Source organism: Pseudomonas sp. LY-1, from assembly GCF_053502595.1.
In genome coordinates this window covers 3,398,147-3,424,756 of record NZ_CP094353.1, presented here as the reverse complement: position 1 = coordinate 3,424,756, position 26,610 = coordinate 3,398,147, and the positions used below count along the sequence as shown (strand labels likewise).

Genomic DNA, 26,610 nt, shown 5'->3' with positions numbered 1-26,610 from the left:
CGGCTAACTTCACAGAGGAACACGTTATGGAACATCGCAAATTAGGCAAAATCGACGTCTCGGCCATCGGTTTGGGCTGCATGGGACTGAGCCAGGCCTATGGCGTCCAAGATGAAGCCAGTTCAATCCAGACACTGCATCGTGCAGTCGAACTTGGCGTAACCTTCTTCGATACTGCCGAGGTTTATGGCCCGTATCGCAACGAGATACTTCTGGGCAAGGCGCTCAAGCCGTATCGGGAACGCGTGGTCATCGCGACGAAGTTTGGCTTCATCTACAACCGGGATCGGAACGATTTCGGTGAAATCACCGGAACGGATGGCCGTCCCGAAAATGCCCGGGCCGTCGCGCACGCTTCGCTGAAGCGCCTCGATACCGACGTCATCGATCTCTACTATCTGCACCGTGTCGACCCAGCGGTGCCCATCGAAGAGAGTGTCGGAGCAATGGCCGAACTGGTCACCGAGGGCAAGGTTCGCGCGATCGGCCTTTCCGAAGTCTCTGCCGATACGCTGCGCCGAGCCCATGCCATCCACCCGATCACCGCGTTACAGAGCGAATATTCTCTGTGGACGCGTGATGTCGAAACCAATGGCGTTCTCGACACCTGCCGCGAGCTGGGCATTTCCTTCGTGCCGTTCAGCCCGCTCGGCCGCGGCTTCCTGACCGGCAAGGCGCCCGTTACCGCCACGCTGGAAGCAGGAGATTTCCGACACAATCTGCCGCGCTTCCAGCCTGGGCACGTCGAGGCAAACCGCAGGTTGGTGAGCGTGATCGAAGAAATCGCCGCCGCAAAAGGAGTGAGCGCCGCGCAAGTCGCCCTGGCTTGGGTGCTGGCCCGGGGCAACGACATCATTCCGATCCCCGGTGCGAAACGCCTCGAACATCTGGAGCAGAACGTCGCTGCGACCCGCCTGAAATTGACCGAAGAGGAATGCACCTGGCTCGAAGCGACGTTCTCGCCCGAAAACATCTCGGGCGACCGATACCCAGCAGCGTTTGAGGTGATGTCTCAGAAATAAAACCCGCACTGAAGGTGCAGACCTTGTGTATCGGGCAGTGGCGTAGCCCAGCAAAATACGCTACCGAAACCATCCTGAAATAAAAAACCCCATGTTTACACACGGGTTTTTTTATTTACGGCGCGGACTTCAGGCCGGCGCCGAGGTCCGGATCAGGTGATCGAACGCGCTCAGGGAAGCCTTGGCGCCCTCGCCCACCGCAATCACGATCTGCTTGTACGGCACAGTGGTCACGTCACCGGCAGCGAATACGCCCGGCAGTGACGTTTCGCCACGCGCATCGACAATGATCTCGCCCCGGGGCGACAGTTCGACGGTGCCTTTGAGCCAATCGGTGTTGGGCAACAAACCGATCTGCACAAAGATGCCTTCCAGGCCGACGGTCGTGAACTCGCCATTGTCGCGATTCTTGTACACCAGGCCGGTGACTTTCTGGCCATCGCCTTTAACTTCACTGGTCAGTGCGCTGGTGATCACGTCGACATTCGGCAGGCTGAACAGCTTGCGTTGCAACACAGCATCAGCCCGCAGCTTGCTGTCGAACTCGAGCAAGGTAACGTGGCTGACGATGCCGGCCAGGTCGATGGCCGCTTCGACGCCGGAGTTACCGCCACCAATCACCGCTACGCGCTTGCCCTTGAACAGCGGACCATCACAGTGCGGGCAGAAGCACACGCCCTTGGCCTTGTATTCCTGCTCGCCCGGAACGCCCATTTCACGCCAGCGGGCGCCGGTAGCCAGGATCACCGTCTTCGACTTGAGCGTCGCACCGCTTTCAAAACGGATTTCGTGCAAGTCACCGGCATTTTTCGCCGGCACCAGGCTGCTGGCACGCTGCAGGTTCATGATGTCCACGTCGTACTGACGCACATGAGCTTCAAGCGCGCTGGCCAGTTTCGGCCCTTCGGTTTCCTGTACCGAGATAAAGTTCTCGATGGACATGGTGTCCAGCACCTGGCCGCCAAAACGCTCGGCCGCCACACCGGTACGGATACCTTTGCGCGCAGCGTAGATAGCCGCCGCCGAACCGGCCGGGCCACCGCCGACCACCAGCACATCGAATGCGGCTTTGGCACTGATCTTCTCGGCGGCTTTTTCGATACCGCTGGTGTCGAGCTTGGCGAGGATTTCTTCCAGGCCCATGCGGCCCTGGCCGAAGTTCACACCGTTGAGGTAGACACTTGGCACGGCCATGACCTGGCGCTCATCGACTTCGGCCTGGAACAGCGCGCCGTCGATGGCCACATGCTTGATGTTCGGGTTCAGCACGGCCATCAGGTTCAGCGCCTGGACCACGTCCGGGCAGTTCTGGCACGACAGCGAGAAGTAAGTCTCGAAGCTGAACTCGCCTTTGAGCGCGCGAATCTGTTCAATCACTTCGACACTGGCCTTCGAGGGGTGGCCACCGACTTGCAGCAGGGCCAACACCAGCGAAGTGAATTCATGCCCCATGGGGATGCCGGCAAAACGCAGGCTGATCTCGGCACCCGGGCGGTTGATGGAGAACGAGGGCTTGCGTGCATCGTCACCCTCGGTTTTCAGGGTAATCAGCGTGGTGAGGCTGGTTACGTCCTGCAAAAGTGCAAGCATTTCCTGGGATTTCGCGCCGTCATCGAGGGAGGCGACGATCTCAATCGGCTGGGTGACCCGTTCCAGGTATGACTTCAACTGAGCTTTAAGATTGGCGTCCAACATACGGGCGATTCCTTTGAATTTGGTAAAAAAAACGCCCGAGCGAATCTCGCCCGGGCGTTTTTGAGGGCGGTTGCAGCTTACTTAGGTGCGGAATCCCGCCCTTGATGTGTCACAGACTTAGATCTTGCCGACCAGGTCCAGGGACGGAGCCAAGGTGGCTTCGCCTTCTTTCCACTTGGCTGGGCACACTTCGCCTGGGTGGGCAGCGACGTACTGAGCGGCTTTGATTTTGCGCAGCAGCTCGGAAGCGTCACGACCAACACCGCCGTCGTTCAGTTCAACGATCTTGATCTGACCTTCTGGGTTGATCACGAAAGTACCGCGGTCTGCCAGGCCAGCTTCTTCGATCAGCACGTCGAAGTTGCGGGAGATGGTCAGGGTTGGGTCGCCGATCATGGTGTACTGGATCTTGCCGATGGCTGGCGAGGTGTTGTGCCAGGCAGCGTGGGCAAAATGGGTGTCGGTGGAAACGCTGTAGATTTCGACGCCCAGCTTCTGGAATTCGGCGTAGTTGTCAGCCAGGTCTTCCAGCTCGGTCGGGCAAACGAAGGTGAAGTCGGCCGGGTAGAAGAACACTACGGACCATTTGCCTTTCAGGTCAGCGTCAGACACGTCTACGAAGTTGCCGTTTTTGTAGGCGGTCGCTTTGAACGGTTTTACTTGGCTGTTGATGATAGGCATCGTTGACTCTCCGTCAGGGGTTGGTAAGTTGATGAAGTGAATCCTACCCACTCTCTTGGCCGATGGCTCATTGGCAAACCTGATGCTCGCGATTGGCTTTCTCTATCAGTCGACAGTATTAATAGAAGAAACCTCAAATCAGCGGCGCAGTTGCCAGGGTCATGCCTAGAAAGGGTGTCGCTTCAACATAGCGCATGGCGGATTTCATGTCGTTCCAGCCGACGTAACTCATCAACGACTTCAAATCCCAACCACTGCGATGGGCCCACGTGGCAAAGCCCCGACGCAGGGAGTGGCTGGTGTAGTGCTCGGCCGGAATACCCGCACGCTCCAGGGCCTGGCGCAACAGCGGGATCACGCTGTTGGGGTGCAACCCCGCCTCGCCCAGGTTGCCCCAGCGGTCAATCCCGCGAAACACCGGGCCGCGGACCAGCGCCGAAGCGCTGAGCCATTCACTGTAGGCCTGCACCGGGCACAGCCGCAGCAATGCTGGGGTTTGGTAGGTCTTGCCGAGGTTGTCGCGGTCGCTTTTGCTGCGTGGCAGGTACAGGCTGATACCGGCCCCGGGCACGGCCTGAACGTGCTCGATGCTCAATCGGCACAACTCATCACTGCGAAAGCCGCGCCAGAAGCCGAGCAGGATCAATGCGCTGTCGCGTTTGGCGCGCAACAGCCGGGCGGGGTCCTGGGCTTCGCTCGCTGCGCGCGCCTCCCCTTCCAGGCACGCAACCACCTGCTCCAGATGCTTGAGCTGCAACGGCTGCGCCTGCTTCTCCCGCGCCGGGTGTACGGCGCGAATTCCCTTGAGCACCTGGCGCACGACCGGCGCCTTGGTCGGGTCGGGAAAACCCTGGCTCGTATGCCATTGCGCCAATGCCGAAAGGCGCAACTTCAAGGTATTCACCGCCAACACCCCGGCATGGGCCACGAGGTAGCGCGCCACGCTGTCACTGGTGGCGGGCAGGAATCCGCCCCAACTCACCTCGAAGTGCTCGATGGCTGCGCGATAGCTGCGGCGCGTGTTATCGCGGGTAGCGGCGTTGAGGTAACGATCCAGATCGCTCATGAAAGCCTTTTCGTACTGCTGATAGGGCGCACTCACGGTGAAAACCGCGCTGACACGGGATAATACGCCAATATCCCATCTGTTAGATCATGATTTTTAACTCGTTTTTATTCATGATATGATACGTAAATACATACCATGTACCACAGTACTAAATCGACGGAGACCCCATGGCTCGTGGCGGCATAAACAAAGCAGTCGTTCAAACGGCACGCCTGGCGATCCTCGCCCGCGGCGAAAACCCCAGCATCGATGCGGTACGCATCGAAATGGGCAATACCGGCTCGAAAACCACGATTCATCGCTACTTGAAGGAACTGGACGAGAGCGAAACGCGGCAGACCATCACCGAAGCGCCCATCGACGATGAACTCGGCGAATTGGTGGCACGGCTTGCCCAGCGCCTGAAAGAGAAAGCCCAAGAGCCCATCGACTTGGCCCTGGCGCAATTCGAGCAACAGAAAACCGCCCTGCTCGCCCAGCTCGAAACGCTGCAAGCAGCCCACAACCAACTGCAACAGCAATTCGATATCCAGGCCGCGGCCCTTGCCGAAGAAAGCGCAGCCCTGCAAACCACCAGCACCAGCCTGCAGACCGAACAAACCCGTAACGCCGGGTTGAGCCAGGCATGCAGTGACTACGAGCTGCGCATCAGCGACAAGGACGAACAGATTCGCTCGCTGGAAGACAAACACCTGCACGCCCGGGATGCGCTGGAGCATTACCGCAACGCCATCAAAGAACAGCGCGAACAGGAGCAACGACGCCACGAAGGCCAGGTGCAACAGGTCCAGGCGGAACTGCGCCAGGCCCAGCAGAGCGCCATGGTGCGCCAGGACGAGATCACCCAGTTGCACCGCGACAACGAGCGCCTGCTGATCGAACATCGGGTGACGGTGAAGGAGTTGGCGACACTGCAGGAGCAAGTGCGCAAGGACCAGGCGCAACAACTCCACCTGAGCGAACAGTTGAAGCAGATCGACAGCGAACGCACCCTGCTCCAGGAACGCCTGCGGGTCGCGGTGCAAGACAGTCAGTCACGCCAAGCCGCGCTGAGCGAATTCCAGCAGGCCAACAAGGCGCTGGAGCTGGACCTGATCAAGGCTCAGGCCAGCATCGAGGCGTTGCGTCTGACAGCCGCCGTTGCAGCGACCGCCGAGGCAACGCCCAGCACCTGATCAGTCGGCCACGGGCGTTCGCATGGTGACGAACTCTTCGGCCGCCGTCGGGTGTACGCCAATGGTTTCATCAAAATGCTGCTTGGTCGCGCCCGCCTTGAGCGCGATCGCCAAGCCCTGCACGATTTCCCCGGCGTCCGGGCCGACCATATGGCAACCCAGGACCCTGTCGGTGTCGGCGTCGACCACCAGTTTCATCAGGGTTTTTTCCTGGCAGCCGGTCAATGTCAGCTTCATCGGCCGGAAACGGCTTTCGAAAACCTTCACCTTATAGCCTTTGCCCTTCGCGTCCTCCTCGCTCAGACCGACCGTACCGATGTTCGGCAGGCTGAACACGGCCGTCGGGATCATCGCGTAGTCCACCGGGCGATACTGCTCCGGCTTGAACAGGCGACGCGCCACGGCCATGCCTTCGGCCAGGGCCACTGGGGTCAACTGCACGCGACCGATCACATCGCCAATCGCCAGGATCGACGATTCGGCGGTCTGGTACAGGTCATCCACTTCGACAAAACCGCGCTTATCCAGTTTGACCCCGGTGTTTTCCAGGCCCAGGTTATCCAGCATCGGCCGACGGCCAGTGGCGTAGAACACGCAGTCTGTTTCCAGCACGCGCCCGTCTTTGAGGGTGGCCTTGAGGCTGCCGTCGGCTTGCTTGTCGATTCGTTCGATATCGGCATTGAACTGCAGATCCAGGCCACGCTTGGTCAATTCTTCCTGCAGATGCTTGCGCACCGCACCGTCAAAACCGCGCAGGAACAAGTCGCCGCGATACAGCAAAGACGTCTGCGCACCCAAACCATGGAAAATTCCGGCGAACTCAACGGCGATATAGCCACCGCCAACCACCAGCACGCGCTTGGGCAGCGTTTTGAGGAAGAACGCTTCATTGGAACCGATCGCGTGCTCATGCCCCGGTATCTGCGGGATCTGCGGCCAGCCGCCGGTCGCGATCAGGATGTGCCTGGCCGTGAAGCGCTCGCCATTGATTTCCACCTGATGCGGATCGACCAGTCGCGCATGCCCTTCATGCAGGGTAACGCCGCTGTTGACCAGCAGGTTGCGATAGATGCCGTTGAGGCGGTTGATCTCGCGGTCCTTGTTGGCGATCAGGGTCGCCCAGTCAAAGTTCACCGCCCCCAGGGACCAGCCGAAACCGCTGGCCTGCTCGAAGTCTTCGGCAAAATGCGCGCCGTAGACCAGCAGTTTCTTCGGCACGCAGCCGACGTTCACACACGTACCGCCCAGGTAGCGGCTTTCCGCCACGGCCACCTTGGCGCCAAAACCGGCGGCAAAGCGCGCAGCACGAACACCGCCGGAACCGGCGCCAATCACATACAGGTCAAAATCGTAGGCCATTTCACTCTCCTCGGCAGGCAATCAGCATACCGACTTAGTTGGGGGTGAAAAACGAAAAAGCCACCCGAAGGTGGCTTTCTCTTACAACAGGCGGGCAACCGTGAATCAGTAAGCCTTGCCAGTCTTGTAGAAGTGCTCGTAGCAGAAGTTGGTCGCTTCGATGTAGCCTTCGGCGCCACCGCAGTCAAAACGACGACCCTTGAACTTGTACGCGATCACGCAACCGTCTTTGGCCTGCTTCAACAGGGCGTCGGTAATCTGGATCTCGCCACCCTTGCCCGGCTCGGTTTCTTCGATCAGCTTGAAGATGTCCGGGGTCAGGATGTAACGACCGATGATCGCCAGGTTCGACGGAGCATCTTCAGGCGCTGGCTTCTCGACCATGTCGCGCACGCGGATCAGGCCATCGCCGATGTCGTCGCCGGCGATCACGCCGTACTTGTTGGTTTCTTGAGGATCGACCTCTTGAACCGCGACGATGGTGCAACGGTACTTCTGGTACAGCTTGACCATCTGGGTCAGTACGCCGTCGCCTTCCAGGTTCACACACAGGTCGTCGGCCAGTACCACGGCGAACGGTTCGTCACCGATCAGCGGACGGCCGGTCAGGATGGCGTGGCCGAGGCCTTTCATCTGGGTCTGACGGGTGTAGGAGAACGAGCACTCGTCGAGCAGCTTGCGGATACCAACCAGGTATTTTTCCTTGTCGGTGCCTTTGATCTGGTTTTCCAGCTCGTAGCTGATGTCGAAGTGGTCTTCCAGCGCGCGCTTACCACGGCCGGTAACGATAGAGATTTCATTCAAACCGGCATCCAGTGCCTCTTCGACGCCGTACTGGATCAGTGGCTTGTTCACCACCGGCAGCATCTCTTTGGGCATGGCCTTGGTCGCTGGCAAGAAGCGAGTGCCGTAACCGGCTGCTGGGAACAAGCATTTCTTGATCATATGGGTCCTTACAAAGGGCTGTGCGTACGGAATTCGGCGCAGTCTAATCAGGCCGCAGTCACCTTACAATGGGTCCTGCTGGCGTTGCGATGTCATCATAGAGAAAAAATGTCGGCGTAAGTTCCGCTAATCCTACAAAGAGCTTCACCAATACCCCGACAAAAACAGCGTAGCCCTGTGGCTTGAAAAGGGCTGCAACCCTTTTAGCACGCTTCGGCGCCGCAAACATTGACCTGGAATAACTTGGGCGGTGGCGCGACAATTGGCGCTATCATTACGCCCTTGAACCAGACCACGAGATTGTTAATAGATGTCAGAACCCAAAGGCGTGAACGGCTACCTGATCACAAAGCGAGCGGACGGTTGGCACCTGATCAACTTCCACGGCGACAGCGTCGCTGGCGCATTCGCGACCGAGAGCCAGGCAACTGCGGTTGCGGAAGTGTTTGTGGATGAAGCGGGCCACGCATCGAGCAAGCGACCGAAGGGCAAGTAAGCCTTGGAAGCTGCGTAAAAACGCCCCGGTGAACGGGGCTTTTTTGTATCTTTTGTATAACCCTGGAATAGGCTTACACCTGACTTTCAGGACGAGACATGTCTATACGTAGATGGCAGTTCGCTATAGTCTCGTCGAAACGCCCCACGACAGTGTCAGCGCACCCTCCAACACCCTCGATGATGAACACATATGAACAAGATTCTGGCACTCACTGCAGTATTGGCGCTCGCCGGCTGCACGACCACGTCTGATGTCTACCTGAAAAACGGCGAACAAGGCCTGACCATCGACTGCTCGGGCGAAGCCAATTCCTGGGCCAGTTGCTACGAAAAGGCCGACGCCTCTTGTGCGGGCACCGGCTACCGTATCGTCGGTACCGAAGGCACGCCTTCGCTCAAGGAAAGTGAAAAGACCCTGGGCCAGGACGTGGGCAACTTCAAAAGCCGCAGTGTGGTGGTGGTCTGCAAGTAAGCGTTACGTCTACAGCTGGATATCGGCAAACTTGATACCCAGGCCACGGACGGTCTCCACCAGGTCATCCAGGCGCGAGAAAGATTCGACTTCATCCTGATCGTCCACCAGGAAAAAACTGCGACCGCCGCTTTTCTTGAAGAATACGATCCATTCCCCGAGGTCAGCCGGGTTCTGGATGATGTGAGTGGCCGATATCTGACCTTCGGCCTGGCGAGCCCTGACGTGTTCACGCTTCATGAAAGACTTCCCAAAAAAGACACATGCCGCACAAACCGAGGGTTTGCGCGGCATTTTTGCGTTGATTGGGCGAGAGTCTAACGGATGCCCTGCCCAATCAACACGCCTTCTACGGTTTGGCCGTAGAGATTGACCCCATCGTTGGCGTGGAATTTGACCCGGGTTTTCTCCACGGAACCGTCAACCAGGCGCGGGTCCTGCGGTCGCTCGTGGCTGTTGACGTAGGCCGCTACGTCCCAGGCTTGCTGGTCGCTCAGGCTGCCACCCTTGCCCAGCGGCATGTTGTGCTTGATGAAGGACGCCGCAGTATTGATGCGGTGCATGCCGGCGCCCCAATTGTAGGAGTCCTTACCCCACAACGGTGGCATCACGTAACTGTCACCGACCTTCTGGCCCTGCCCTTCGGGGCCATGGCAGACGGCGCATTGCCCTTTGTAAACCTGCGCGCCCCCGGACAGGTCATAACCTTTGGCCGGTTGGGCCACGTCGGGATACCCACGGCCTGGTAACTCCACGCCCAACGGTGCTTTGCTGGCCAGCCAGTAGGCGTACACCGAGAGCGCGGTAATTTCGCGACTATCAGCGGTCGGCGGCGTACCGCCGTTCATGCTGAATTGGAAACACCCCTGCAACCGCTCGGCAAAGGTGTTGACCTTGTCGTTCTTCTTTCGATAGGCCGGATACATCGGGTAGGCGCCCCACAGCGGCGCCGAGTTGGCCAGGCGGCCCTGATCCAGGTGGCAATTGCTGCAGTTGAGCCCGTTACCGACGAATGTCGGCGCCAGGCGTTTGGTATCCACGAACAACGCGTAGCCCTCCTTGACCAGCTTGCCGTAGGCATTGTCAGGCAGCTCGCTCTCTTGGGGCGGCTGGAATTGACTGACAGCCGCATGGCCGGCAGAAGGCTGCAACTGCGACTGGTCTTCCATGGCGATCGTAGCGGCGTGGGCGGACGGCAGACCCAACAGTCCTAGAACTAAAACAAACGGGCTCATGGCTTGGCCTCCAGTTTCAGTGAGGCGAAATACTGGGCCACGCCCTGTACTTCATCCGGGGTCAGGGATTTTGCGATGTGGCCCATCAGATCATTCGGGTCGTTGTGACGGGTGCCGTTTTGCCAGGCCGTCAACTGTGCTGCCAGGTAGGTGGCAGGCTGACCGGCAAGAGGCGGGAACGCGTCGCCGACACCCGTACCGGCAGGACCATGGCAACTTGCACATGCCGGAATCTGCCGCTCCCAGGCGCCCTGCTGGGCGAGCTTTTGCGCAGCACCGATAGGCATCTCGCTGCGATGGATCGGTTGCGGGACGGCGCCTGGCATCGCCGCCAGCGCCTGGCTGACAGCGTCGATCTCAGCGTCAGTGAGGGCATTCGCCAAGGGTTGCATCACCGGGTTGGCACGCGTGCCGCGCTTGAAGTCTTCCAACTGTTTACGCACATACAGGGCCGGCAACCCCGCCAACCTGGGGAAGCCCGCGGCGGCGAGCCCCGCGCCATCGGCGCCATGGCAGGCTACGCAGGGCATGGCGCCCGGCTGCGAGCCACCCTCGGTGAATATCTTCTTCCCATCCAGCGCGTGGGCATTGCCCAGCAGCAACATCAGCGCACTGCCTATCAGTACTCGTTCCAGAGACATCATCACGGCTCCATTTTTTATAGTTATATATTTAGGCGTTTATGTAATAAGCCTACAAATGGTAGGAGAACCTTCCCGCCGCGACAACTGCGAAACCACCAAAAAAAAGGTTCTTCACGGATTGCCGGGAAAGACGCTCTTGATCTTCATGAAAAAGAATTCGCTGTCCCGGTAACCGTACGCCATTCGTTTGATGACCTTTATTCGATTGTTTATTCCTTCCAACTGACCGGTGTGCATTGGCCAGCGTACCCGGCTCACGATGCCCCGCCAGTAGCCTTTTAGTCGCTTTGCGAACTGGATCAGTGCGGGTATTTCGCTTTCTTGAGCATGACGCAGCCACTGCTTCCAGGCTGATCTCCAGTCCCAGGCATCGCTCGGCGCCCAGAGCATTTTGAGCTCGGCCTTCATCAAGTAGACCGTCATTAACGATTGGTTAGCGGCCAGCAGATCCTGTAAATGAACCTGCTGTTCCGGCTTTTTCAGGTTCTCCGGGTTACGCAATAGCAACCATCGCGCTTGCTTTATGATCTTTCGAGCGGGCTTGTCATGGCGCAATCGGTTCGCCTCGTCAACGCGAACACGATCAATCACTTCTCGGCCATATTTGGCGACCACATGGAAAAGGTCATAAATCACCCGTGCTTTTGGGCAGTGTTGGCGAACCTCCAGGTCATAAGCCGTGTTCATGTCCATCGCTACCGCTTCAATTCGGGCGCACCCTTCTGGCCCCAGCTCTTCGAAAAACGGTCTGACTGCCGCTCGGCTACGGCCTTCGCCGATCCAAAGCACTCGCCGAGTATCAGCGTCCAACACCACGCTGGCGTAGCGATGACCTTTGAATAACGCGAACTCGTCCATTATCAAGCGCCGTGGTTGGGCCTTGGGTAAGGCACTCAACGCCGCTTGCAGAGCGCGCCGCTCCAGCAACCGAACGGTGTCCCAGTGCAGCCCGAACATTTGCGCAACATGCAGTGTAGGAAGGCGTTCGCAGGCTTGAATAACGGCCTCTGCCAGCCGGCGCGTCATGCGGGCATAGCGATCCAGCCAACTGACGACCTCCATGCGCTTGCCACAATCACGGCAACTAACACGCCTGAGCTGCACGTTGAGGCGGACTGCACGACCGAGAATCGGCAAGTCACGCACGACTCGATCGCAGTACTCATGAGTTGTTGAACAGAGCTTTTGGCAGCCACCACAGGTGGGAAATCGCGTGGCCTGGGGGATCAGATCGATTTGAAGGGCATCGCCGTCAGGTTTGATCGCAACGACAGAAAAGCCCTCCCAAAAAGGAAGGAAAGTATTAATATTGCGCATAAGAACGCCGGTTTTTTAGATGTGTTTGCTCGCACGAACATCATCCATCAAATCGGCGTTCTTGTTTCTGTGTTTCCCGGGATTCCGTGAAGAACCAAAAAAAAGCCCGACACTGCAACGGCAGTGTCAGGCTTCTTTATCGGATTCAAACGGACCGTGTAAACGCGCGGCCTCAGCCGGAAATGCAGTCCTCCCCGGCCTTCTTCACATCGCCCGGGCGGATCGGCACATTGGACATGCTCTCGTAGAGCTTGATGCTGCTGCCGCTGGAGCGCTCGTCAATCTCGAAAATAGCCGACGGGTCAGCGGAGAATTTCTGCGGCACAATCACCTGCACGCCGTTTTTATGCGGCTCGATCTGCGGCGGCCGGCGGGTAGTCGACAATTTGCGTACCACACAGGCGGCATATTCCTGCGGTTTTTTCCCTGAAATGACCGCCAAGGTCGGGGGGGTCTGCTTGATATCTGCAACCGAAGCACACCCACCAATCGCCAAGGCCAGAACCAACACACTCCACTTCATATAAAACCTCCGATAAAGACCCTAGGACAGCGGGGATGGTAATTTTCTCCCGCCAACGTAGGATTTATCCCTGATAACTCGGTAAATAACTGTTTTAAATTGTCGAAGTCGTCGACGACGGCCCGATAATAAACGCGCTGGGGCTGATAAACTCTATCTTAACCTACGTATCGTTCTGATTTTTCAGAAAAAGCCCTTCTGGAGACACCCGCCCATGAAATTCATCCACCAGCGTGAGCACCTCAACGAGGGAGATATTGTCGTCATCGAATGCTCACAGACTTGTAATATTCGTCTGATGAGCGATGCGAATTTTCGCAGCTTCAAGAATGGCGGCCGTCACACCTACCACGGCGGCGCGTTCGACAAGTTCCCGGCGAAAATCACCGCGCCGAGCACCGGTTTCTGGAACATCACCCTGGACGTTGTGACGCGCCGCGCCATCAGCGTTACCCGCAAACCTGCGCTGTCCCACAAGATCCGCATCGTTCGTCGCACCAACAGCAAATTGAGCTGATCCGAACACTCGACAGGAAAAAAGTTGTGACCACGACCAAATACGTCATCAAGTACAAACTCAACGGCGAACGCCGCTTTGAGTTTGCCCAACTGCACAGCAACAGCGTCGAAGAAGCCAAGCTAGTACTGGCGAAGATTCACGACGCCAGCGATGAAATCACTGACATCAACGTGAGCAAGGCGCTGTAAGCCCATGCCCGGCCCGACCGTCGACCTGTTCGCCGACGACGCCCTGCAACAACCCGCAGGGCGTGAGCAGATTGGCGAACAGTCCCACGTTCTGAGGGGCTATGCCCTGCCCTGGATTGAGCATCTTCTGCCAGCGTTGCGCTGCGTGCTGGCTCAGTCGCCGTTTCGGCAAATGGTTACGCCTGGTGGTTTCACCATGTCGGCCGCGCTGAGCAGTTGCGGAGAACTGGGTTGGACCACCGATCCCAGCGGCTACCGCTACACCGCGCTTGACCCGCGCAGTGGCCACCCCTGGCCAGCCATGCCCGAAACGTTGCGTCAACTGGCGGCACACGCGGCGGCCGACGCCGGGTTCAGCGATTTTGTGCCCGATGCCTGCCTGATCAACCGTTATGTGCCGGGGGCGAAGATGTCGTTGCACCAGGACAAGAACGAACGCTGCTATACCGCGCCGGTGGTTTCCGTGTCGCTGGGGCTGCCGGCGATCTTCCTGTTCGGCGGCCATGCACGCAGCGACAAGCCGCAAAAAATCTCGTTGTTCCATGGCGATGTGGTGGTGTGGGGCGGGGTCGATCGTCTGCGCTTCCACGGAGTCATGCCGGTCAAGGACGGCACGCATCCGGTCATGGGCCCGCAACGCATCAACCTGACCTTTCGCACCGCCGGCTGATTTGACCGCAAGCTTCAGAGTGCCAGGCCGCCGCGACACGACTAATCTGGCCGTGACCCGTCATGAGAGCAGGCAATGAATAACGAACATGACCCGCGCTGGGCAGCGATCCTCGCCCGTGATCCTCAGGCCGACGCGCTGTTTGTCTATGGGGTAAAAACCACCGGTGTGTATTGCCGCCCCAGCAGTGCCTCGCGCTTGCCGCGTCCGGAAAACGTCGAATTCTTTGAGACACCTCAACAGGCCGAGGCGGCAGGCTATCGCCCAAGCAAACGTGCGACCGGTGACCAGACGCAACGCGCGGCACGCCATGCCGAGCTGGTGGCCAACGCTTGTCGGCAGATCGAACACGCCGAAACCCCGCCCAGCCTCGACCAACTGGCACAGCAAGCCGGGCTGAGCCCGTTCCATTTCCATCGCGTGTTCAAGTCAGTCACCGGCCTCACCCCCAAGGGCTATGCCAGCGCACAGCGCTCGCGCAAAGTGCGCAAGGGGCTCAAAGGTCGCAACACCGTCACCGACGCGCTGTATGACGCCGGCTTCAATTCCAACAGCCGCTTCTATGAATCGGCGGACCAACTGCTTGGCATGAAGCCAAGCGATTACAAAGCCGGCGGCACGAATACTCACATCCATTTTGCCGTCGGCCAATGTTCCCTCGGCGCGATTCTGGTGGCGCAAAGTCATCGCGGCGTGTGCGCGATCCTGCTGGGCGACGAGCCGGACACGCTGGTGCGCGACCTGCAGGACCAATTCCCCAAGGCCGAACTGCTGGGTGCGGACCCGGCCTTCGAACAGTTGGTCGCCCAGGTGGTGGGGTTTATAGAAGCCCCGGCCCTGGGCCTGGACTTACCCTTGGACCTGCGCGGCACGGCCTTTCAGGAACGGGTATGGCAGGCCTTGCGCGACATCCCGGTGGGCAGCACCGCCAGCTACGCGCAGATCGCCGAACGGATTGGCGCACCCACCGCCTTTCGCGCTGTGGCCCAGGCCTGTGGCGCCAATCGCCTCGCAGTGGCGATTCCCTGCCACCGCGTGGTGCGCAGTAATGGCGAGTTGTCGGGCTACCGATGGGGGGTGGAGCGCAAGCGCCAGTTGCTGGAACGCGAGCGCGACCGCTAAAACAGCCCGCGCCACTACACGAAACCCAGGCTGCGTCCAGTGAATAAAACAGACTGGCCGGACGCCAAGGGCCCTGCTAAAACAGCGAAAACTCTTACCAACGCTGGAGACGCATCCCATGAGCACCTGGCCAGACACGCGCATTCTCGATCTGCTGGGCATCGACGTACCGATTATCCAGGCGCCCATGGCAGGTGCAACCACCGCGCAAATGGTCATCGCCGCCAACGAGGCCGGCGCGCTCGGTTCGATGCCGGCGGCGGCGCTGAGTATCGAGCAGTTGCGCGATGCGTTGAGCACTATCCGCCAGGCCAGTACGCGGCCGATCAACGTCAACTTCTTCTGCCATCAACCGCCCGAGGCGGACGACGCCCGTGATCGGCGCTGGAAAGACCTGCTGCAACCCTACTACCGCGAACTGGGCGCCGACTTTGATGCTCCGACGCCGGTGACCAACCGTGCGCCGTTCAACGAAGCGGCTTGTGAAGTGGTGGAAGCGTTCCGTCCCGAGGTGGTCAGTTTCCATTTCGGTTTGCCGGAAAAATCCCTGCTCGACCGCGTCAAAGCGACCGGCGCCAAGGTACTTTCATCGGCCACAACCGTCGAAGAAGCGATTTGGCTGGAACAGCATGGCTGCGATGCGATCATCGCCATGGGCCTTGAAGCCGGCGGCCACCGCGGTATGTTTCTCAGCGACGACCTCAACAGCCAGATCGGCTTGATGGCGCTGGTGCCGCAGATCGTCGACGCCGTGAGCGTGCCGGTGATCGCCGCCGGCGGTATCGCTGACGCGCGCGGCATCGCGGCCGCCTTTGCCTTGGGTGCTTCGGCGGTGCAGATCGGTACCGCTTACCTGTTGACCCCCGAAGCCACGGTCAGCCCCTCGCACCACCACGCATTGCGTCACGCCCAGGCCAGCGAAACCGCGCTGACCAACCTGTTCACCGGCCGACCGGCACGCGGCATCGTCAACCGGGTGATGCGAGAACTCGGCGCGATCAACCCGCTGGCCCCGGCCTTCCCCAGGGCCGGCGGTGCGTTGCTGCCACTCAAGGCCAAGGATGAAGCCGGCTTCAGCAACCTGTGGGCGGGCCAGGCGGTGGGCCTGCGGCATCCGTTCGCAACCCGCGAGCTGACCACCTGGCTGGCAGAACAAGCCTTGAGCCGGCTGTCTCGGTAACGCACGTCAGGTCAGTATCGGCTCTGCGGGAGGAAGGCCGCTGAGCCGACGTTCGTGCAGCGGCGTCAACACAGTAAACCGCTGTTGGCGCAACGCACAGATACCATATACGACTCGGGCAAAGTGTTCGTTGCTGTCGTCGTAGGGCTGGCTCGCCATGATCAGCGCGAAACAGCATTCGGCCTGGCGCTCCGGGGCCATCTTGCGGATCAATCCCAACCCTATCCCCAGCAACGCCCGGCTACTGGTCATGGTCAGTCGCTCATAACCGGAGCTGCGCTGGTGATGACACTCGCGCTGCTGGCCCCGGGCGAGCTGTTCATACAACGCATCCAGTTCGGCGGCGGTGTATAAATCCACCGTCGCCTGCTCGCCTGACACATGAAGTTCCAGTTGTTGTTTAAATAACAGTCGCCACGCATCGTCGTCGATTCCGGCCCGCACCGCGACCCAGTCGACACAATCGACCAGCGCGTTTTGCGCGCTCGCGAGCGTGCTTGGCAAACCGGCCTGCAGGGCTTCGAGGTGGATCAATGCCTGGTTGACCAAGTCTGCCTCCTCAGCCATCACGCCCTCCATCAGTTCTCGATAGCCGCCCCATGGTTCGTTACGCCATGCCTGAAGGAAGCCCAGCATCAAGGCCCGCAACTCACCGATCGCCTGCACGCCAATGGTGCGCCGCAATAGCCCTTCCGCCTCGTCGACCAGGCCGCTGAGGTTGCTGACTTGCGCCAGCAGTTCAGACTGATTGAAGGTCGCCGGCTCATTGAGCGATAGCGATGCATTGATCGGCAACTGGTGAAAGACCTGGGCCCAGACACGCTCCAACTGCTCGCGAACCCCGCAGACGAAATCCAGGGGAAACGACAGCACGCTGTAATCGCCGCCATTGACGAAGGGGCTCCAACTGATGCCCAGCGCAAACGCCCCGTCAACCTCCAGGCTTGCGTTGGCAAAGTCCGGATAAAACTTGTAAATCACCAACGCGCCCTCCAAGGCCGGCAACCCGCGCACGCAGTCCTCCCAGCCTTTCAACGTACCGAAATAGCCGCGACCATTCATTGAGGCATCGAGGTCGCCCAGGCTGAAATCGACCATCGCGGTGTCCGTCGCATCCCGAATCGACAACGCAAAATGCGTTTGCGGGCGCTGATCGCCGAGTTCGGAGAAAATCAGCACGCCGACGGCCTGTGTCTCCCAGCGCTGACTGCGCAAAAAGTCGGAACAGCTTTTCGCCTCGGCATACCCACAGGTGGCGGTTGCCTGGAGGTAACCTTTGAGTTCGGCGCCTTTGCCCCGGTCGTCGAAGGATTTTTCCATGCGCTGGCGCAGGTCGATCAACCAGAATGGCGTGGAGACAAAAGTCTCGGACTCACTGGTCTGTTTCAACTTTATCGGGGCGTCGTAGTCTATGGGCGCATTCAGAATCGGCGCCACGGTCCGACCGCCGAGCGTCGACTGCTTGAGCAATATGCGCAACTTGGCATTGGCGCTGGGCAGATCGGCCCCCAGGTCAACCATCGCCAATAGCACCCCCAGCTTGCACTCATGGATGTAGTGGGCATAGTCCTCGGGCCGATCGGTATTTTGCGCCAACGCATACGTAAGGCCGACATCACCGACATTGGCGATGAAGCGCGCCATGCCGGAAAGCAGCAGCGCGCCCAACCCGCTCAGAGGCCCGACGGCCGCCGTCACCAGGCCGGACACCGCACGGGCGACACTTTTGAACATCGCCAGTTTTACCCGGCGCCGCTCTTCGTCGGACGAAAACACTGCATAGTCGACCTGCCCCTTGATATCCGCGATGGCCGCCAACTGCAATTGCACGTTGATGTGCTGGGTATCACGAAAGGACACCGGCTCCGGGGCGAAACGCCGGTAATGGTAGCCATAGCGTTTTTTTTGCGGAAAAAAATCCTGAGGCACCAGGTTCATTTTCTGCGGGAAAGGGGAATGTTCCGCGACAAATCGCATCAACACCTCCGAGGGTTGCCCGGCGGTGGTGCTTGGTGCCCAGACCGCCCACTTGAGTTCGGTGAAGTTGAGGGATATCAGCAATGCCTTCTGTGAGTTGAATTTGAGCACTATCGCATTGGGCACCACCGCTTCGTTGAATAGCAACAGTCGCGGTTTCAACTCGCCTTTCAAGTAGCGGAACGCACACCCTCGCAAGTCTTCGTCGGCTGCATCGACTTGCGCGAGATAGCGTGCGACCCGCACCCTGGCGAGGGCGTCACAGGTTTCGCCGAACAGTTTCTGGTAGTCGTCGCTGGCGGCCAGCGCATCGATATCCGCCAGGAAGTCAGCCAGCAACACGTCGCGCATCCCGGTCAATGTCGCGACTTGCGACGCCGGCAAGGCTTGCCCCTGCACATCCACGGCACTGAGTTTTTCCTGGAAGTACGCACGCCGTTGCGGCTCACCCAACAGCACTTGTTCAAAGGAAAAGTACTTGTAGCGTGGCGGCACGAATGCACTCACGCCAGGAGAATATGTGGGGTGGCCTATCAGGTATTTGAACTTGAATTGGCGTTCTTTTTTGAACAATTGCTGGGTGTCTTGAGACAAACCGGACTTCTTCAGGCAGCGATCGATCAACGATTCGATATAGTCTTTGGCGATCTTGTTATTGCCCACGCTCTCCCTCAGCCCATCCCATTTTTGCCAGGCCTGGGTTGTGGTTGCCTCGGGCGTCGGGGGCGCGGTGGGGGCCTTCCAGCCGGTACGTTCGCGGGGCTGAATGCTGACCGCTATAAACAGCCGCGCGGCATCGCAGCGCACGAACCATTGATTGGGCCGCTCGCTCTGCAGCCGGATGCCGCCGTCTTCCTGCAAGACGCCGCAGTTGACCCAGGGGCAGCGGTAACTCATGTAGACGCTGAGATAGTAGTGCCAATCCGCAGCGGCGCGGCGCGAGGCCGGAACCTCTATGATGTAGCGCTCCTCATCGGCCTGATAAGGCATTGCGCTCAGGGTCACCTCGATCACTTCGTCGGCCTTCAGCGCTTGGTCGGCCAGGAGGACGGCACGGGGCGTCCAGCGCGGGAAAATGCTGAAATCGGCGTCGAGTACCGCCTCGCCGAACGGCTTGACCCACAGCGTGTTTTTGCCGGGCTCATCGGAATAACGAATGTGATCGCCGCTGCGTGCGCCAATACGCATCCCCGGCCAACCGGTGCCAATCGCCCTGGGCCATTGCCCGGCCCCCAGGGAAATCAGCGGGAGATCGAACCAGATATCCGCAAGCAGGCGCTTACTGGCCCCCCACACGGAGAACAGCACCACCTCGGTCTTGAGCAAAGGCCGTGTCGCGATCGCCAGGCCACGCTCTTCCCACTCGACACTCTGGGCCTGGCCTGACACTCGCAGGCTGTCGAGAAAGTATCGATGGGCCGTCAAGCGTTGGGCCAATGCCCCGTAAAACTTGGGAAACAGAACATTGACCTGCACGCTGTCAGTCGATTGGTTTTTTCCGACACTCGCGCGCCAGGTAAAGCGCTTGTCGAGTATTTTCCACAGGGGCATTTCCTGGCGCTCGACAATCAACGCAGGACTTCCCGGCTCGGCCCCCTCCTCCAGGATCGAAAACTCCACCGGTATCAACGATTGCGTGGTGATCAGCGCCTTGGCCTGCGGTTCCAGTGCCGAAGCGCTGAGTACGCGGTCCAGCCAGGCTTTCACGGCGGCCTCGCTGGTAAGGTTGTTCGGGGCGCCGACGTTGATATAGGCATATTCCCTTTGCATGGCCCTTGCTCCTTTGCCTGCTAAAGGAGCTGCACTATCAACGGGTTCCCATGCATTGGCTGTCAGGAGGCGGGCCGTTGCCGCCGGGAAATGTCAGCGCGGGGCCGGCGGATTCCCCTTGCCATTTTTTCGCTATATACCTATACATACACCGCTTGACCGCCCCCCTGGTCCCGCAGCGCTCAATCCTGGCTTTTTTCCTTCTCATACGGAGCTATCCATGACCTTCAGCCTCCCACGCTTGATTCGCCCCGGCCTGGCGGCCGTCATTGCGCTAGTCACCGCCGCTGCGGTCCACGCCGATGAAGTCCAGGTGGCCGTCGCCGCCAACTTCACCGCACCGATCCAGGCGATTGCCGCCGACTTCGAGAAGGACACCGGTCACAAGCTGATCGCCGCCTACGGTGCCACCGGGCAGTTCTATACCCAGATCAAGAACGGCGCGCCGTTCGAAGTGTTCCTCAGCGCCGACGACACCACCCCGCAAAAACTCGAAACCGAAGGCGATACCGTCAAGGGTTCGCGCTTTACCTACGCGGTCGGCACCCTGGCGCTGTGGTCGGCGAAGGAAGGTTATGTCGATGCCAAGGGCGATGTGCTCAAGCAGAACGCGTTCAAGCACCTGTCCATTGCCAACCCGAAAGCCGCGCCCTACGGGCTGGCCGCCACCCAAGTGCTGGCCAAGGAAGGCTTGACCGAGAAGCTCAAGGGCAAGCTCGTCGAGGGCCAGAACATCACCCAGGCCTATCAGTTTGTCTCCACCGGCAATGCCGAGTTGGGGTTTGTGGCCTTGTCGCAGATCTACAAAGACGGCAAAGTCACCAGCGGTTCGGCGTGGATCGTCCCGGCGTCCATGCATGACCCGATCAAACAGGATGCGGTGATCCTCAATAAGGGCAAAGACAGCGCCGCTGCCAAGGCGCTGGTCGAGTACCTGAAAGGGCCGAAAGCCGCTGCCGTTATCAAGTCCTACGGTTACGAGCTCTAAATGCCGCTATCGAGTGCCGATTTTTCCGCGATCTGGTTGACCATCAAACTGGCGTCACTGACCACGGTGATCCTGCTGGTCATCGGCACTCCGATTGCCCTGTGGCTGTCGCGCACGCGCTCCTGGTGGCGCGGGCCTATTGGCGCGGTGGTCGCCCTGCCGCTGGTGCTGCCGCCCACGGTCATCGGTTTCTACCTGCTGCTGACGATGGGGCCGCACGGTTACTTCGGCCAGTTCACCCAATGGCTGGGCCTGGGCACCCTGACCTTCAGTTTCGCCGGGCTGGTGATCGGCTCGGTGATCTATTCCATGCCGTTCGTGGTGCAGCCGTTGCAAAACGCCTTCTCCGCCATCGGCACACGCCCCTTGGAAGTGGCCGCGACCTTGCGCGCCAACCCCTGGGACACGTTCTTCAGCGTGATCCTGCCCCTGGCCCGCCCGGGGTTTATCACCGCGTCGATTCTCGGCTTTGCGCATACCGTCGGCGAGTTCGGGGTGGTGCTGATGATCGGCGGCAATATCCCGGACAAGACCCGGGTCGTCTCGGTGCAGATCTACGACCACGTCGAAGCCATGGAATACGCCCAGGCGCACTGGCTGGCCGGCGCCATGGTGGTGTTCGCGTTCCTCGTGTTGCTGGCGCTCTACTCCAGCCGTAAAACCAAGATGGGCTGGAGCTGATGCCGATGATTGATGTACGCCTGCACCTCACGTATTCCGCCTTTGCCCTGAAAGTGGACCTGCAACTGCCCGGTCGCGGCGTCACCGCGCTGTATGGGCATTCCGGCTCCGGCAAGACCACCTGCCTGCGCTGCATTGCCGGGCTGGAACGTGCCGAGGACGGCTTTGTCCAGGTCAACGACGAAGTCTGGCAAGACAGCCGCAACGGTCTGTTCGTACCGCCGCATAAACGTGCGCTGGGCTATGTGTTCCAGGAAGCGAGCCTGTTCCCCCATCTGTCGGTGCGCGCCAATCTGGAATTCGGCCTCAAGCGCATCCCGCGTGCGCAACGTCGCGTCGACATGGCCCAGGCCACCGAACTGTTGGGCATCGGCCACTTGCTTGAGCGGCATCCGCAGCACTTGTCCGGCGGCGAGCGCCAGCGCATCGGTATCGCCCGCGCGTTACTGACCAGCCCGCGCCTGTTATTGATGGACGAACCGCTGGCGGCTCTCGACAGCCAACGCAAAGGTGAAATCCTGCCGTACCTGGAACGCCTGCACGACGAACTGGACATTCCGGTGCTCTACGTCAGCCACGCCCAGGACGAGGTGGCGCGCCTGGCCGATCACATCGTGTTGCTGCGCGACGGCCAGGCCCTGGCCAGCGGCCCCATCGGTGAAACCCTGGCGCGGCTGGATTTGCCCTTGGCCTTGGGCGAGGACGCCGGTGTGGTGATCAACGGCACGGTAAGCGCTTACGACGCGCACTATCAATTGCTGACCCTGCAACTGCCCGGCAGCGCCTTGCAGATACGTGTCGCCCATGCGCCGCTGGCCTTGGGCAAAGCCCTGCGGGTCAAGGTGCAGGCGCGAGACGTAAGCCTCAATTTGCAGGCCGAAGCCCACAGCAGCATCCTCAACCGCCTGCCGGTGACGGTCACCCAGGAGATTGCGGCGGACAACAGCGCCCATGTGCTGGTGCGCCTGGATGCCGGCGGTACGCCGTTGCTGGCGCGCATCACACGCTTCTCCCGCGACCAGTTGCAACTGCACCCCGGCCAGACGCTGTGGGCGCAGATCAAGGCGGTGGCGGTGCTGGCGTAGCCGCGAAACCTTGTGGCCGCAGCGTCTTGCGTTGCAGTCAATCAGACAGACCGGCCTGATCTGTTTGTAACCTGCCGTCCGCCGACCTGCCCGCGACCTGCAAGGACATTACCTACGCAACGGGAGTGTCACACCTCGAGTTTTTTACAGGCGATCGAGTCCTCTCATACTTTGGTCTGGCATGACGCTGGCTGGAGGCTGGAAGCGGCCTGAGGTCATTGCGCCAGACATCAAAGCGCCTTACGGTAGTGGCCGCATAATCTCACCGAGGAACCCAGCCCGATGCTGCCTTCGTCCCAAAAGCCCTACGCCAACGTCGTACTCGCCCGTCAACAGCAATGGCGGGGTCGTGTCGGCATGATGCTGGTGGCCAGCCTGTCTGTGCTGGCGGGCATGACCGATGCCATTGGTTTCATGGCCAGTGGCGACTTTGTCTCATTCATGAGCGGCAACACCACGCGCCTGGCAGTAGCGATCAGCGAAGGTGACCTGGGCCTGACCGGGCGCCTGCTGTTGCTGGTCGCGACCTTCGTGGTCGGCAACGCCTTGGGTATCGTGGTCAGCCGCATGAGCGGCCGTCACGCCCTACCCCTGCTGCTGTGCATCGCGGCGCTGCTCTGCGGCGGCGCGCTGTGGCCGTTCGCCGATATGCTGCCCGCCTTGCTCGCGGCGATTGTGGCGATGGGCATGCTCAATGCCGCGGTCGAAGAGGTCAACGGCTTGCCGGTGGGGCTTACCTATGTCACCGGCGCGCTGTCACGCTTTGGTCGCGGGTTGGGGCGCTGGTTGCTGGGGGAGCGTCGCAACGGGTGGCGCGTGCAGTTGGTCCCCTGGACGGGGATGTTCATCGGGGCGGTGATCGGGGCGCTGCTCGAGCACCGCATGGGCTTGGGTGCGCTGCTGGTCAGCGGGGCGCTGGCTGCGGTTTTGGGCCTGGTGTCACTGAAGATCCCCCGGCGCTGGCACTTGGGTTATATGCCGCGCTGATGACCTGGGAGGCTCGCCCGACGTGACGGCCTCGACATCCGTGTACTGGTAAAGAGCTATTACGTCGAGCGAGCGGGGGAATCATAGGACAATGCCCTGCGACTGTCCCGCAGGGCATTTCCTAAAAGCACTACGGCAACAGATTACAGACAAGTCGCAAGTGCGGCCAAACGGCGCTTGGCGACCATGGAGTCTTCGGCGGTGTAGTAATCGACAGAGGAACCGGCCCCTGCGCTGCGCACGTCGGCAAAGTAATCGCCGCCGGTGGTGTACACCGTGAAACCGCCCGCCCCGATCGGCTCCTTGAAGCCGCCGGCGTCGACACCAAACACCGCCTCGTCCTGCCAGCCGAACTGGATACATTGGGCAACCACCAGCGCAGCCTTGTCCGACGCCAAGGTCTTGTAGGGCGTGCCGGTGCGTGCCGCGTTCATTTTCGAGCCCGCGCAGCCGGCCAGTGCTGCCAGTACCAATGCGCCAATTACCAGTTTCCGCATGCCATCGCTCCTTGGAAAAAAACGCGACTCTACCATTAGCAGGCGACACTCACGGATTATTACGTCACCCTGTCGCCTACTTGCGAGTTCGCTTCTACCTGGAAAACCGATGACACCCAATGCCGAACGCTACAACCCATCCACCGACTATGCCGACAAGCTGATCAGCCGCATCGGCCAGACGCCCACGTGGATCGCCAAGCGCATTGGCGTGACGGACAAGCGCATTCGCTACATTCTCGACGGCGAGCGCACGGTGAAAGGCGAAAGTACGCCGATCCAGATGACCTACACCGAGCAGTTCGCGCTGGAGTGCCTGGCGGCCGAGGCCAAGGCGAAAAAGAAGGCGACGCCGCCCACCGAATGAATTTAGTTTCACTGTGACAGCAGAACGCGCCACCGATAATGGCCGGGCTCACTTTTAGAAGTCTCCTTCAGCCCGCTCTCCCGCGGGCTTTTTTTCGCCTATGTGTTTAGAACCACCAGCGAAACAGGTAGAACAACGCCATGCTCAACAGCACGGTGAACAGCACATTGCGCGTCCAGACCATCAGCGCCACCGCGCAGATCCCGGCCAGCAGGTAGGGGTTGGCCGGGCTCAGGTTGAGCCGGTGGTCGGCGAAGAAAATGATCGGCCCGCAAATCGCCGTGAGCATGCCCGGTACCGCGAACCCGAGAAACTCCCGCGCACCACGGGTGAGCCGCACGGGCAGGCGCGGTTCGATAAACAGGTAGCGGTTAAAAAATACGATCAAACCCATTGCAACAATCATCACAAAAATCATGCCTGCCCGACTCCCAATCGTTTGCAGGCATACCCTGCACTCATGCCCAACACACCCGACACCACCACAGCCGACTCCCACTGCAGGAAGCTCAAGCCGACCGAGCACAACAGCGCCACCGCCACGCACACCACGGTGGGCACATCGCGCACCACGGGCGTGATCAACGCGATAAAGGTCGCAACAATCGAGAACTCCAGGCCCAGGTGTTCGAGCCCTGGAATGCTCTTGCCCAGGACAATGCCAGCGAGGGTGAACAGGTTCCAGGCGATATAGAACGTCAGGCCAACACCCAGCGCGTACCAGCGGTTGAAGGTTTCACGGTCGTACTGGCTGACCAGGGCGAAGAACTCATCGGTCATCAGGAAACCCAGGCTCATGCGCCAGCGCGGTTTGAGCACGGACAATGTAGGGCGCAGATGCATGCCGTACAGCAGATGTTGTGAGGTCAGCAGCAAAGTCGTGAGCAAGATGGAGATCAGGCTGGCGCCGCTCTTGACCATGCCGATGGCCACCAGTTGCGCGGCACCGGCAAACACGATGGCGGAAAGCCCCTGGGCTTCGAGCGGGGAAAAGTGCGCTTCGATGGCCATTGAGCCAGCCAGCAAGCCCCAGGGCGCGCACGCCAGGGACAACGGAATGACAGCAATCGCGCCACGGGCGAAGGCGTAGTGAGGTAAGGCAGTAGGCATGGAAACCGCTCATCGACAGACAGTCGACAAACATGCCAGCGCAATATGCAGGTTGTCTTGAACGATCTTGCTCAGGCGAGCCTTACCGACACCAGTTCCACCGAGTCCCGCGCTTCGCGCAGTTCATAGGCGTCCTGGTTGAGGCGGTGGATGGTATTGAGCAAGCGCTGGCGCAGCACTTCATCGCCGAGTTTTTCGACGGCACGCATCAGATCGAACGCCGCGGTTTCGTTATTTTCCGCGACGGAATCGAGGGTCTTGCGCAGATTGCGAGTGGCACGGGTCACGCGTGGTATTCCTTCATCAGCTATGGGCAGGCACTTTAGGACATTTGTGTTTCATTTTAATTTCAATCACTTGTGGCGTGTTTCCAGACATTTGATCCATATCAATTGAAACAGGATTTGACCGAAATATATGGAAATACGTATATTCGGATATACCTATACGAGCAGGCCTTGACCGTGTCAGTCCCTTTCTCACCTCCAACCCTATTCAAATGCCTGGCCGATGCCACTCGCGTGCGAATGACCTTGCTGATCCTGCGCGAAGGCGAACTTTGCGTGTGCGAACTGATCCATGCACTTGACGACAGCCAGCCGAAAATCTCCCGCCACCTCGCGCAACTGCGCAACTGCGGGTTGCTGCGGGATCGTCGCCAAGGGCAATGGGTCTACTACCGCATCAATCCGGCACTGCCCGACTGGGTGACTCACGTGCTGGACACCACCCTGCAAGCCAACCAGCCATGGTTGCAAAACGACGCGCTGCGTCTTGATGCAATGGGCGACAGACCACAACGAGCCAGCACCTGCTGTTGAGCCACCGGAGCG

Annotated in this window: 30 protein-coding genes; 15 read left to right on the top strand and 15 right to left on the bottom strand. The window is 59.9% G+C overall.

Features of this window, described 5'->3' with window-relative positions; all coding sequences use genetic code 11:
* The first annotated feature begins 26 nt into the window (after positions 1–26).
* The gene (locus MOQ67_RS15640; protein WP_198717447.1) at positions 27–1,022 is read left to right on the top strand and encodes an aldo/keto reductase; all 996 of its coding nucleotides are present in this window, start codon (positions 27–29) and stop codon (positions 1,020–1,022) included.
* Between the two features lie 129 nt (positions 1,023–1,151).
* Here MOQ67_RS15640 and ahpF read toward each other — a convergent pair whose 3' ends face one another.
* The 3 genes from ahpF to MOQ67_RS15625 form a co-directional block, all read right to left on the bottom strand.
* Positions 1,152–2,717, bottom strand: coding sequence for an alkyl hydroperoxide reductase subunit F (ahpF, locus tag MOQ67_RS15635; protein ID WP_017846302.1), 1,566 nt, complete (start codon positions 2,715–2,717; stop codon positions 1,152–1,154).
* Between the two features lie 117 nt (positions 2,718–2,834).
* Positions 2,835–3,398 (bottom strand): alkyl hydroperoxide reductase subunit C, encoded by a 564-nt coding sequence (gene ahpC, locus MOQ67_RS15630; protein WP_010210361.1) that lies wholly within the window; start codon positions 3,396–3,398, stop codon positions 2,835–2,837.
* A 133-nt stretch (positions 3,399–3,531) separates the two neighbouring features.
* Complete coding sequence (locus tag MOQ67_RS15625) at positions 3,532–4,464, bottom strand: site-specific integrase (RefSeq protein WP_046383535.1); 933 nt, start codon at positions 4,462–4,464, stop codon at positions 3,532–3,534.
* Positions 4,465–4,634: 170 nt separating this feature from the next.
* Between MOQ67_RS15625 and MOQ67_RS15620 the strand changes: the two genes are divergently transcribed.
* Positions 4,635–5,642 carry a DNA-binding protein gene (locus MOQ67_RS15620; protein ID WP_017846304.1) on the top strand — a complete coding sequence of 336 codons (1,008 nt, stop codon included), beginning with the start codon at positions 4,635–4,637 and terminating at the stop codon, positions 5,640–5,642.
* Here the strand turns inward: MOQ67_RS15620 and gorA are convergent, their stop codons facing one another.
* Positions 5,643–7,001 (bottom strand): glutathione-disulfide reductase, encoded by a 1,359-nt coding sequence (gene gorA, locus MOQ67_RS15615; RefSeq protein WP_198717448.1) that lies wholly within the window; start codon positions 6,999–7,001, stop codon positions 5,643–5,645.
* Positions 7,002–7,106: 105 nt separating this feature from the next.
* Entirely contained in the window at positions 7,107–7,946 is an 840-nt protein-coding gene (galU, locus tag MOQ67_RS15610; protein ID WP_003212579.1) for a UTP--glucose-1-phosphate uridylyltransferase GalU, read from the bottom strand.
* A 310-nt stretch (positions 7,947–8,256) separates the two neighbouring features.
* On the opposite strand from galU, the gene MOQ67_RS15605 reads away from it, so the two are divergent.
* Together MOQ67_RS15605 and MOQ67_RS15600 are read left to right on the top strand one after the other, a co-directional pair.
* Positions 8,257–8,442: a hypothetical protein gene (locus tag MOQ67_RS15605; protein WP_017846306.1), complete on the top strand. Its 186-nt coding sequence runs from the start codon at positions 8,257–8,259 to the stop codon at positions 8,440–8,442.
* 192 nt (positions 8,443–8,634) lie between these two features.
* Entirely contained in the window at positions 8,635–8,916 is a 282-nt protein-coding gene (locus tag MOQ67_RS15600; RefSeq protein WP_017846307.1) for a hypothetical protein, read from the top strand.
* 9 nt (positions 8,917–8,925) lie between these two features.
* On the opposite strand, the gene MOQ67_RS15595 is transcribed toward MOQ67_RS15600, so the two are convergent.
* The 5 genes from MOQ67_RS15595 to MOQ67_RS15575 all read right to left on the bottom strand — a co-directional run bounded on the left by MOQ67_RS15595 (position 8,926) and on the right by MOQ67_RS15575 (position 12,635).
* Positions 8,926–9,156, bottom strand: coding sequence for a hypothetical protein (locus tag MOQ67_RS15595; RefSeq protein ID WP_102617064.1), 231 nt, complete (start codon positions 9,154–9,156; stop codon positions 8,926–8,928).
* Positions 9,157–9,233: 77 nt separating this feature from the next.
* Positions 9,234–10,151: a c-type cytochrome gene (locus tag MOQ67_RS15590; RefSeq protein WP_026139942.1), complete on the bottom strand. Its 918-nt coding sequence runs from the start codon at positions 10,149–10,151 to the stop codon at positions 9,234–9,236.
* A complete protein-coding gene (locus tag MOQ67_RS15585) occupies positions 10,148–10,795 on the bottom strand; it encodes a c-type cytochrome (protein ID WP_102617063.1) in 648 nt (215 codons plus the stop codon). The genes MOQ67_RS15590 and MOQ67_RS15585 overlap by 4 nt, the downstream gene beginning before the upstream one ends.
* Before the next feature lie 111 nt (positions 10,796–10,906).
* Positions 10,907–12,112, bottom strand: coding sequence for an ISL3 family transposase (locus MOQ67_RS15580; protein WP_026139890.1), 1,206 nt, complete (start codon positions 12,110–12,112; stop codon positions 10,907–10,909).
* Positions 12,113–12,284: 172 nt separating this feature from the next.
* Positions 12,285–12,635, bottom strand: a complete 351-nt coding sequence (locus tag MOQ67_RS15575) for a hypothetical protein (RefSeq protein ID WP_017846311.1) — start codon at positions 12,633–12,635, stop codon at positions 12,285–12,287.
* 214 nt (positions 12,636–12,849) lie between these two features.
* Between MOQ67_RS15575 and MOQ67_RS15570 the strand changes: the two genes are divergently transcribed.
* From MOQ67_RS15570 to MOQ67_RS15550, 5 genes are all read left to right on the top strand, one after another.
* Positions 12,850–13,152 (top strand): DUF1883 domain-containing protein, encoded by a 303-nt coding sequence (locus tag MOQ67_RS15570; RefSeq protein WP_017846312.1) that lies wholly within the window; start codon positions 12,850–12,852, stop codon positions 13,150–13,152.
* A gap of 26 nt (positions 13,153–13,178) precedes the next feature.
* Complete coding sequence (locus MOQ67_RS15565) at positions 13,179–13,343, top strand: hypothetical protein (protein WP_017846313.1); 165 nt, start codon at positions 13,179–13,181, stop codon at positions 13,341–13,343.
* A 4-nt stretch (positions 13,344–13,347) separates the two neighbouring features.
* A complete protein-coding gene (gene alkB / locus MOQ67_RS15560) occupies positions 13,348–14,013 on the top strand; it encodes a DNA oxidative demethylase AlkB (protein WP_046489457.1) in 666 nt (221 codons plus the stop codon).
* 75 nt (positions 14,014–14,088) lie between these two features.
* Positions 14,089–15,135, top strand: coding sequence for a bifunctional DNA-binding transcriptional regulator/O6-methylguanine-DNA methyltransferase Ada (gene ada / locus MOQ67_RS15555; protein ID WP_126585213.1), 1,047 nt, complete (start codon positions 14,089–14,091; stop codon positions 15,133–15,135).
* 118 nt (positions 15,136–15,253) lie between these two features.
* On the top strand, positions 15,254–16,315 hold the full coding sequence (locus MOQ67_RS15550) for an NAD(P)H-dependent flavin oxidoreductase (protein ID WP_198718169.1): 1,062 nt from the start codon (positions 15,254–15,256) through the stop codon (positions 16,313–16,315).
* A 6-nt stretch (positions 16,316–16,321) separates the two neighbouring features.
* Here the strand turns inward: MOQ67_RS15550 and MOQ67_RS15545 are convergent, their stop codons facing one another.
* Entirely contained in the window at positions 16,322–20,062 is a 3,741-nt protein-coding gene (locus MOQ67_RS15545) for a hypothetical protein (RefSeq protein WP_198718170.1), read from the bottom strand.
* 220 nt (positions 20,063–20,282) lie between these two features.
* On the opposite strand from MOQ67_RS15545, the gene modA reads away from it, so the two are divergent.
* The 4 genes from modA (at position 20,283) to MOQ67_RS15525 (ending at position 23,803) form a co-directional block, all read left to right on the top strand.
* The gene (gene modA / locus MOQ67_RS15540; protein WP_017846318.1) at positions 20,283–21,050 is read left to right on the top strand and encodes a molybdate ABC transporter substrate-binding protein; all 768 of its coding nucleotides are present in this window, start codon (positions 20,283–20,285) and stop codon (positions 21,048–21,050) included.
* Complete coding sequence (gene modB / locus MOQ67_RS15535) at positions 21,051–21,731, top strand: molybdate ABC transporter permease subunit (protein WP_017846319.1); 681 nt, start codon at positions 21,051–21,053, stop codon at positions 21,729–21,731.
* Positions 21,732–21,736: 5 nt separating this feature from the next.
* Complete coding sequence (gene modC, locus MOQ67_RS15530) at positions 21,737–22,816, top strand: molybdenum ABC transporter ATP-binding protein (RefSeq protein ID WP_198718171.1); 1,080 nt, start codon at positions 21,737–21,739, stop codon at positions 22,814–22,816.
* A gap of 282 nt (positions 22,817–23,098) precedes the next feature.
* Entirely contained in the window at positions 23,099–23,803 is a 705-nt protein-coding gene (locus tag MOQ67_RS15525; RefSeq protein WP_017846321.1) for a YoaK family protein, read from the top strand.
* Positions 23,804–23,946: 143 nt separating this feature from the next.
* Here the strand turns inward: MOQ67_RS15525 and MOQ67_RS15520 are convergent, their stop codons facing one another.
* Positions 23,947–24,300, bottom strand: a complete 354-nt coding sequence (locus tag MOQ67_RS15520) for a hypothetical protein (protein ID WP_017846322.1) — start codon at positions 24,298–24,300, stop codon at positions 23,947–23,949.
* 109 nt (positions 24,301–24,409) lie between these two features.
* Here MOQ67_RS15520 and MOQ67_RS15515 point away from each other — a divergent pair, with 109 nt between their 5' ends.
* Positions 24,410–24,667, top strand: a complete 258-nt coding sequence (locus tag MOQ67_RS15515) for a hypothetical protein (RefSeq protein ID WP_017846323.1) — start codon at positions 24,410–24,412, stop codon at positions 24,665–24,667.
* Positions 24,668–24,773: 106 nt separating this feature from the next.
* Here the strand turns inward: MOQ67_RS15515 and MOQ67_RS15510 are convergent, their stop codons facing one another.
* From MOQ67_RS15510 to MOQ67_RS15500, 3 genes are all read right to left on the bottom strand, one after another.
* On the bottom strand, positions 24,774–25,085 hold the full coding sequence (locus MOQ67_RS15510; protein ID WP_017846324.1) for an AzlD domain-containing protein: 312 nt from the start codon (positions 25,083–25,085) through the stop codon (positions 24,774–24,776).
* Entirely contained in the window at positions 25,082–25,777 is a 696-nt protein-coding gene (locus tag MOQ67_RS15505) for an AzlC family ABC transporter permease (protein WP_046383548.1), read from the bottom strand. The genes MOQ67_RS15510 and MOQ67_RS15505 overlap by 4 nt, the downstream gene beginning before the upstream one ends.
* Before the next feature lie 71 nt (positions 25,778–25,848).
* On the bottom strand, positions 25,849–26,064 hold the full coding sequence (locus MOQ67_RS15500; protein WP_017846326.1) for a hypothetical protein: 216 nt from the start codon (positions 26,062–26,064) through the stop codon (positions 25,849–25,851).
* A 177-nt stretch (positions 26,065–26,241) separates the two neighbouring features.
* Between MOQ67_RS15500 and MOQ67_RS15495 the strand changes: the two genes are divergently transcribed.
* Positions 26,242–26,598 carry a metalloregulator ArsR/SmtB family transcription factor gene (locus MOQ67_RS15495; protein ID WP_198718172.1) on the top strand — a complete coding sequence of 119 codons (357 nt, stop codon included), beginning with the start codon at positions 26,242–26,244 and terminating at the stop codon, positions 26,596–26,598.
* Positions 26,599–26,610 lie beyond the last annotated feature (12 nt).

Bases quoted from the DNA above. Each gene is read 5' to 3' on its own strand.
- MOQ67_RS15640 (WP_198717447.1), top strand. From the start codon at position 27: ATGGAACATCGCAAATTAGGCAAAATCGACGTCTCGGCCATCGGTTTG.
- ahpF (WP_017846302.1), bottom strand. From the start codon at position 2,717: ATGTTGGACGCCAATCTTAAAGCTCAGTTGAAGTCATACCTGGAACGG.
- ahpC (WP_010210361.1), bottom strand. From the start codon at position 3,398: ATGCCTATCATCAACAGCCAAGTAAAACCGTTCAAAGCGACCGCCTAC.
- MOQ67_RS15625 (WP_046383535.1), bottom strand. From the start codon at position 4,464: ATGAGCGATCTGGATCGTTACCTCAACGCCGCTACCCGCGATAACACG.
- MOQ67_RS15620 (WP_017846304.1), top strand. From the start codon at position 4,635: ATGGCTCGTGGCGGCATAAACAAAGCAGTCGTTCAAACGGCACGCCTG.
- gorA (WP_198717448.1), bottom strand. From the start codon at position 7,001: ATGGCCTACGATTTTGACCTGTATGTGATTGGCGCCGGTTCCGGCGGT.
- galU (WP_003212579.1), bottom strand. From the start codon at position 7,946: ATGATCAAGAAATGCTTGTTCCCAGCAGCCGGTTACGGCACTCGCTTC.
- MOQ67_RS15605 (WP_017846306.1), top strand. From the start codon at position 8,257: ATGTCAGAACCCAAAGGCGTGAACGGCTACCTGATCACAAAGCGAGCG.
- MOQ67_RS15600 (WP_017846307.1), top strand. From the start codon at position 8,635: ATGAACAAGATTCTGGCACTCACTGCAGTATTGGCGCTCGCCGGCTGC.
- MOQ67_RS15595 (WP_102617064.1), bottom strand. From the start codon at position 9,156: ATGAAGCGTGAACACGTCAGGGCTCGCCAGGCCGAAGGTCAGATATCG.
- MOQ67_RS15590 (WP_026139942.1), bottom strand. From the start codon at position 10,151: ATGAGCCCGTTTGTTTTAGTTCTAGGACTGTTGGGTCTGCCGTCCGCC.
- MOQ67_RS15585 (WP_102617063.1), bottom strand. From the start codon at position 10,795: ATGATGTCTCTGGAACGAGTACTGATAGGCAGTGCGCTGATGTTGCTG.
- MOQ67_RS15580 (WP_026139890.1), bottom strand. From the start codon at position 12,112: ATGCGCAATATTAATACTTTCCTTCCTTTTTGGGAGGGCTTTTCTGTC.
- MOQ67_RS15575 (WP_017846311.1), bottom strand. From the start codon at position 12,635: ATGAAGTGGAGTGTGTTGGTTCTGGCCTTGGCGATTGGTGGGTGTGCT.
- MOQ67_RS15570 (WP_017846312.1), top strand. From the start codon at position 12,850: ATGAAATTCATCCACCAGCGTGAGCACCTCAACGAGGGAGATATTGTC.
- alkB (WP_046489457.1), top strand. From the start codon at position 13,348: ATGCCCGGCCCGACCGTCGACCTGTTCGCCGACGACGCCCTGCAACAA.
- ada (WP_126585213.1), top strand. From the start codon at position 14,089: ATGAATAACGAACATGACCCGCGCTGGGCAGCGATCCTCGCCCGTGAT.
- MOQ67_RS15550 (WP_198718169.1), top strand. From the start codon at position 15,254: ATGAGCACCTGGCCAGACACGCGCATTCTCGATCTGCTGGGCATCGAC.
- MOQ67_RS15545 (WP_198718170.1), bottom strand. From the start codon at position 20,062: ATGCAAAGGGAATATGCCTATATCAACGTCGGCGCCCCGAACAACCTT.
- modA (WP_017846318.1), top strand. From the start codon at position 20,283: ATGACCTTCAGCCTCCCACGCTTGATTCGCCCCGGCCTGGCGGCCGTC.
- modB (WP_017846319.1), top strand. From the start codon at position 21,051: ATGCCGCTATCGAGTGCCGATTTTTCCGCGATCTGGTTGACCATCAAA.
- modC (WP_198718171.1), top strand. From the start codon at position 21,737: ATGATTGATGTACGCCTGCACCTCACGTATTCCGCCTTTGCCCTGAAA.
- MOQ67_RS15525 (WP_017846321.1), top strand. From the start codon at position 23,099: ATGCTGCCTTCGTCCCAAAAGCCCTACGCCAACGTCGTACTCGCCCGT.
- MOQ67_RS15520 (WP_017846322.1), bottom strand. From the start codon at position 24,300: ATGCGGAAACTGGTAATTGGCGCATTGGTACTGGCAGCACTGGCCGGC.
- MOQ67_RS15515 (WP_017846323.1), top strand. From the start codon at position 24,410: ATGACACCCAATGCCGAACGCTACAACCCATCCACCGACTATGCCGAC.
- MOQ67_RS15510 (WP_017846324.1), bottom strand. From the start codon at position 25,085: ATGATTTTTGTGATGATTGTTGCAATGGGTTTGATCGTATTTTTTAAC.
- MOQ67_RS15505 (WP_046383548.1), bottom strand. From the start codon at position 25,777: ATGCCTACTGCCTTACCTCACTACGCCTTCGCCCGTGGCGCGATTGCT.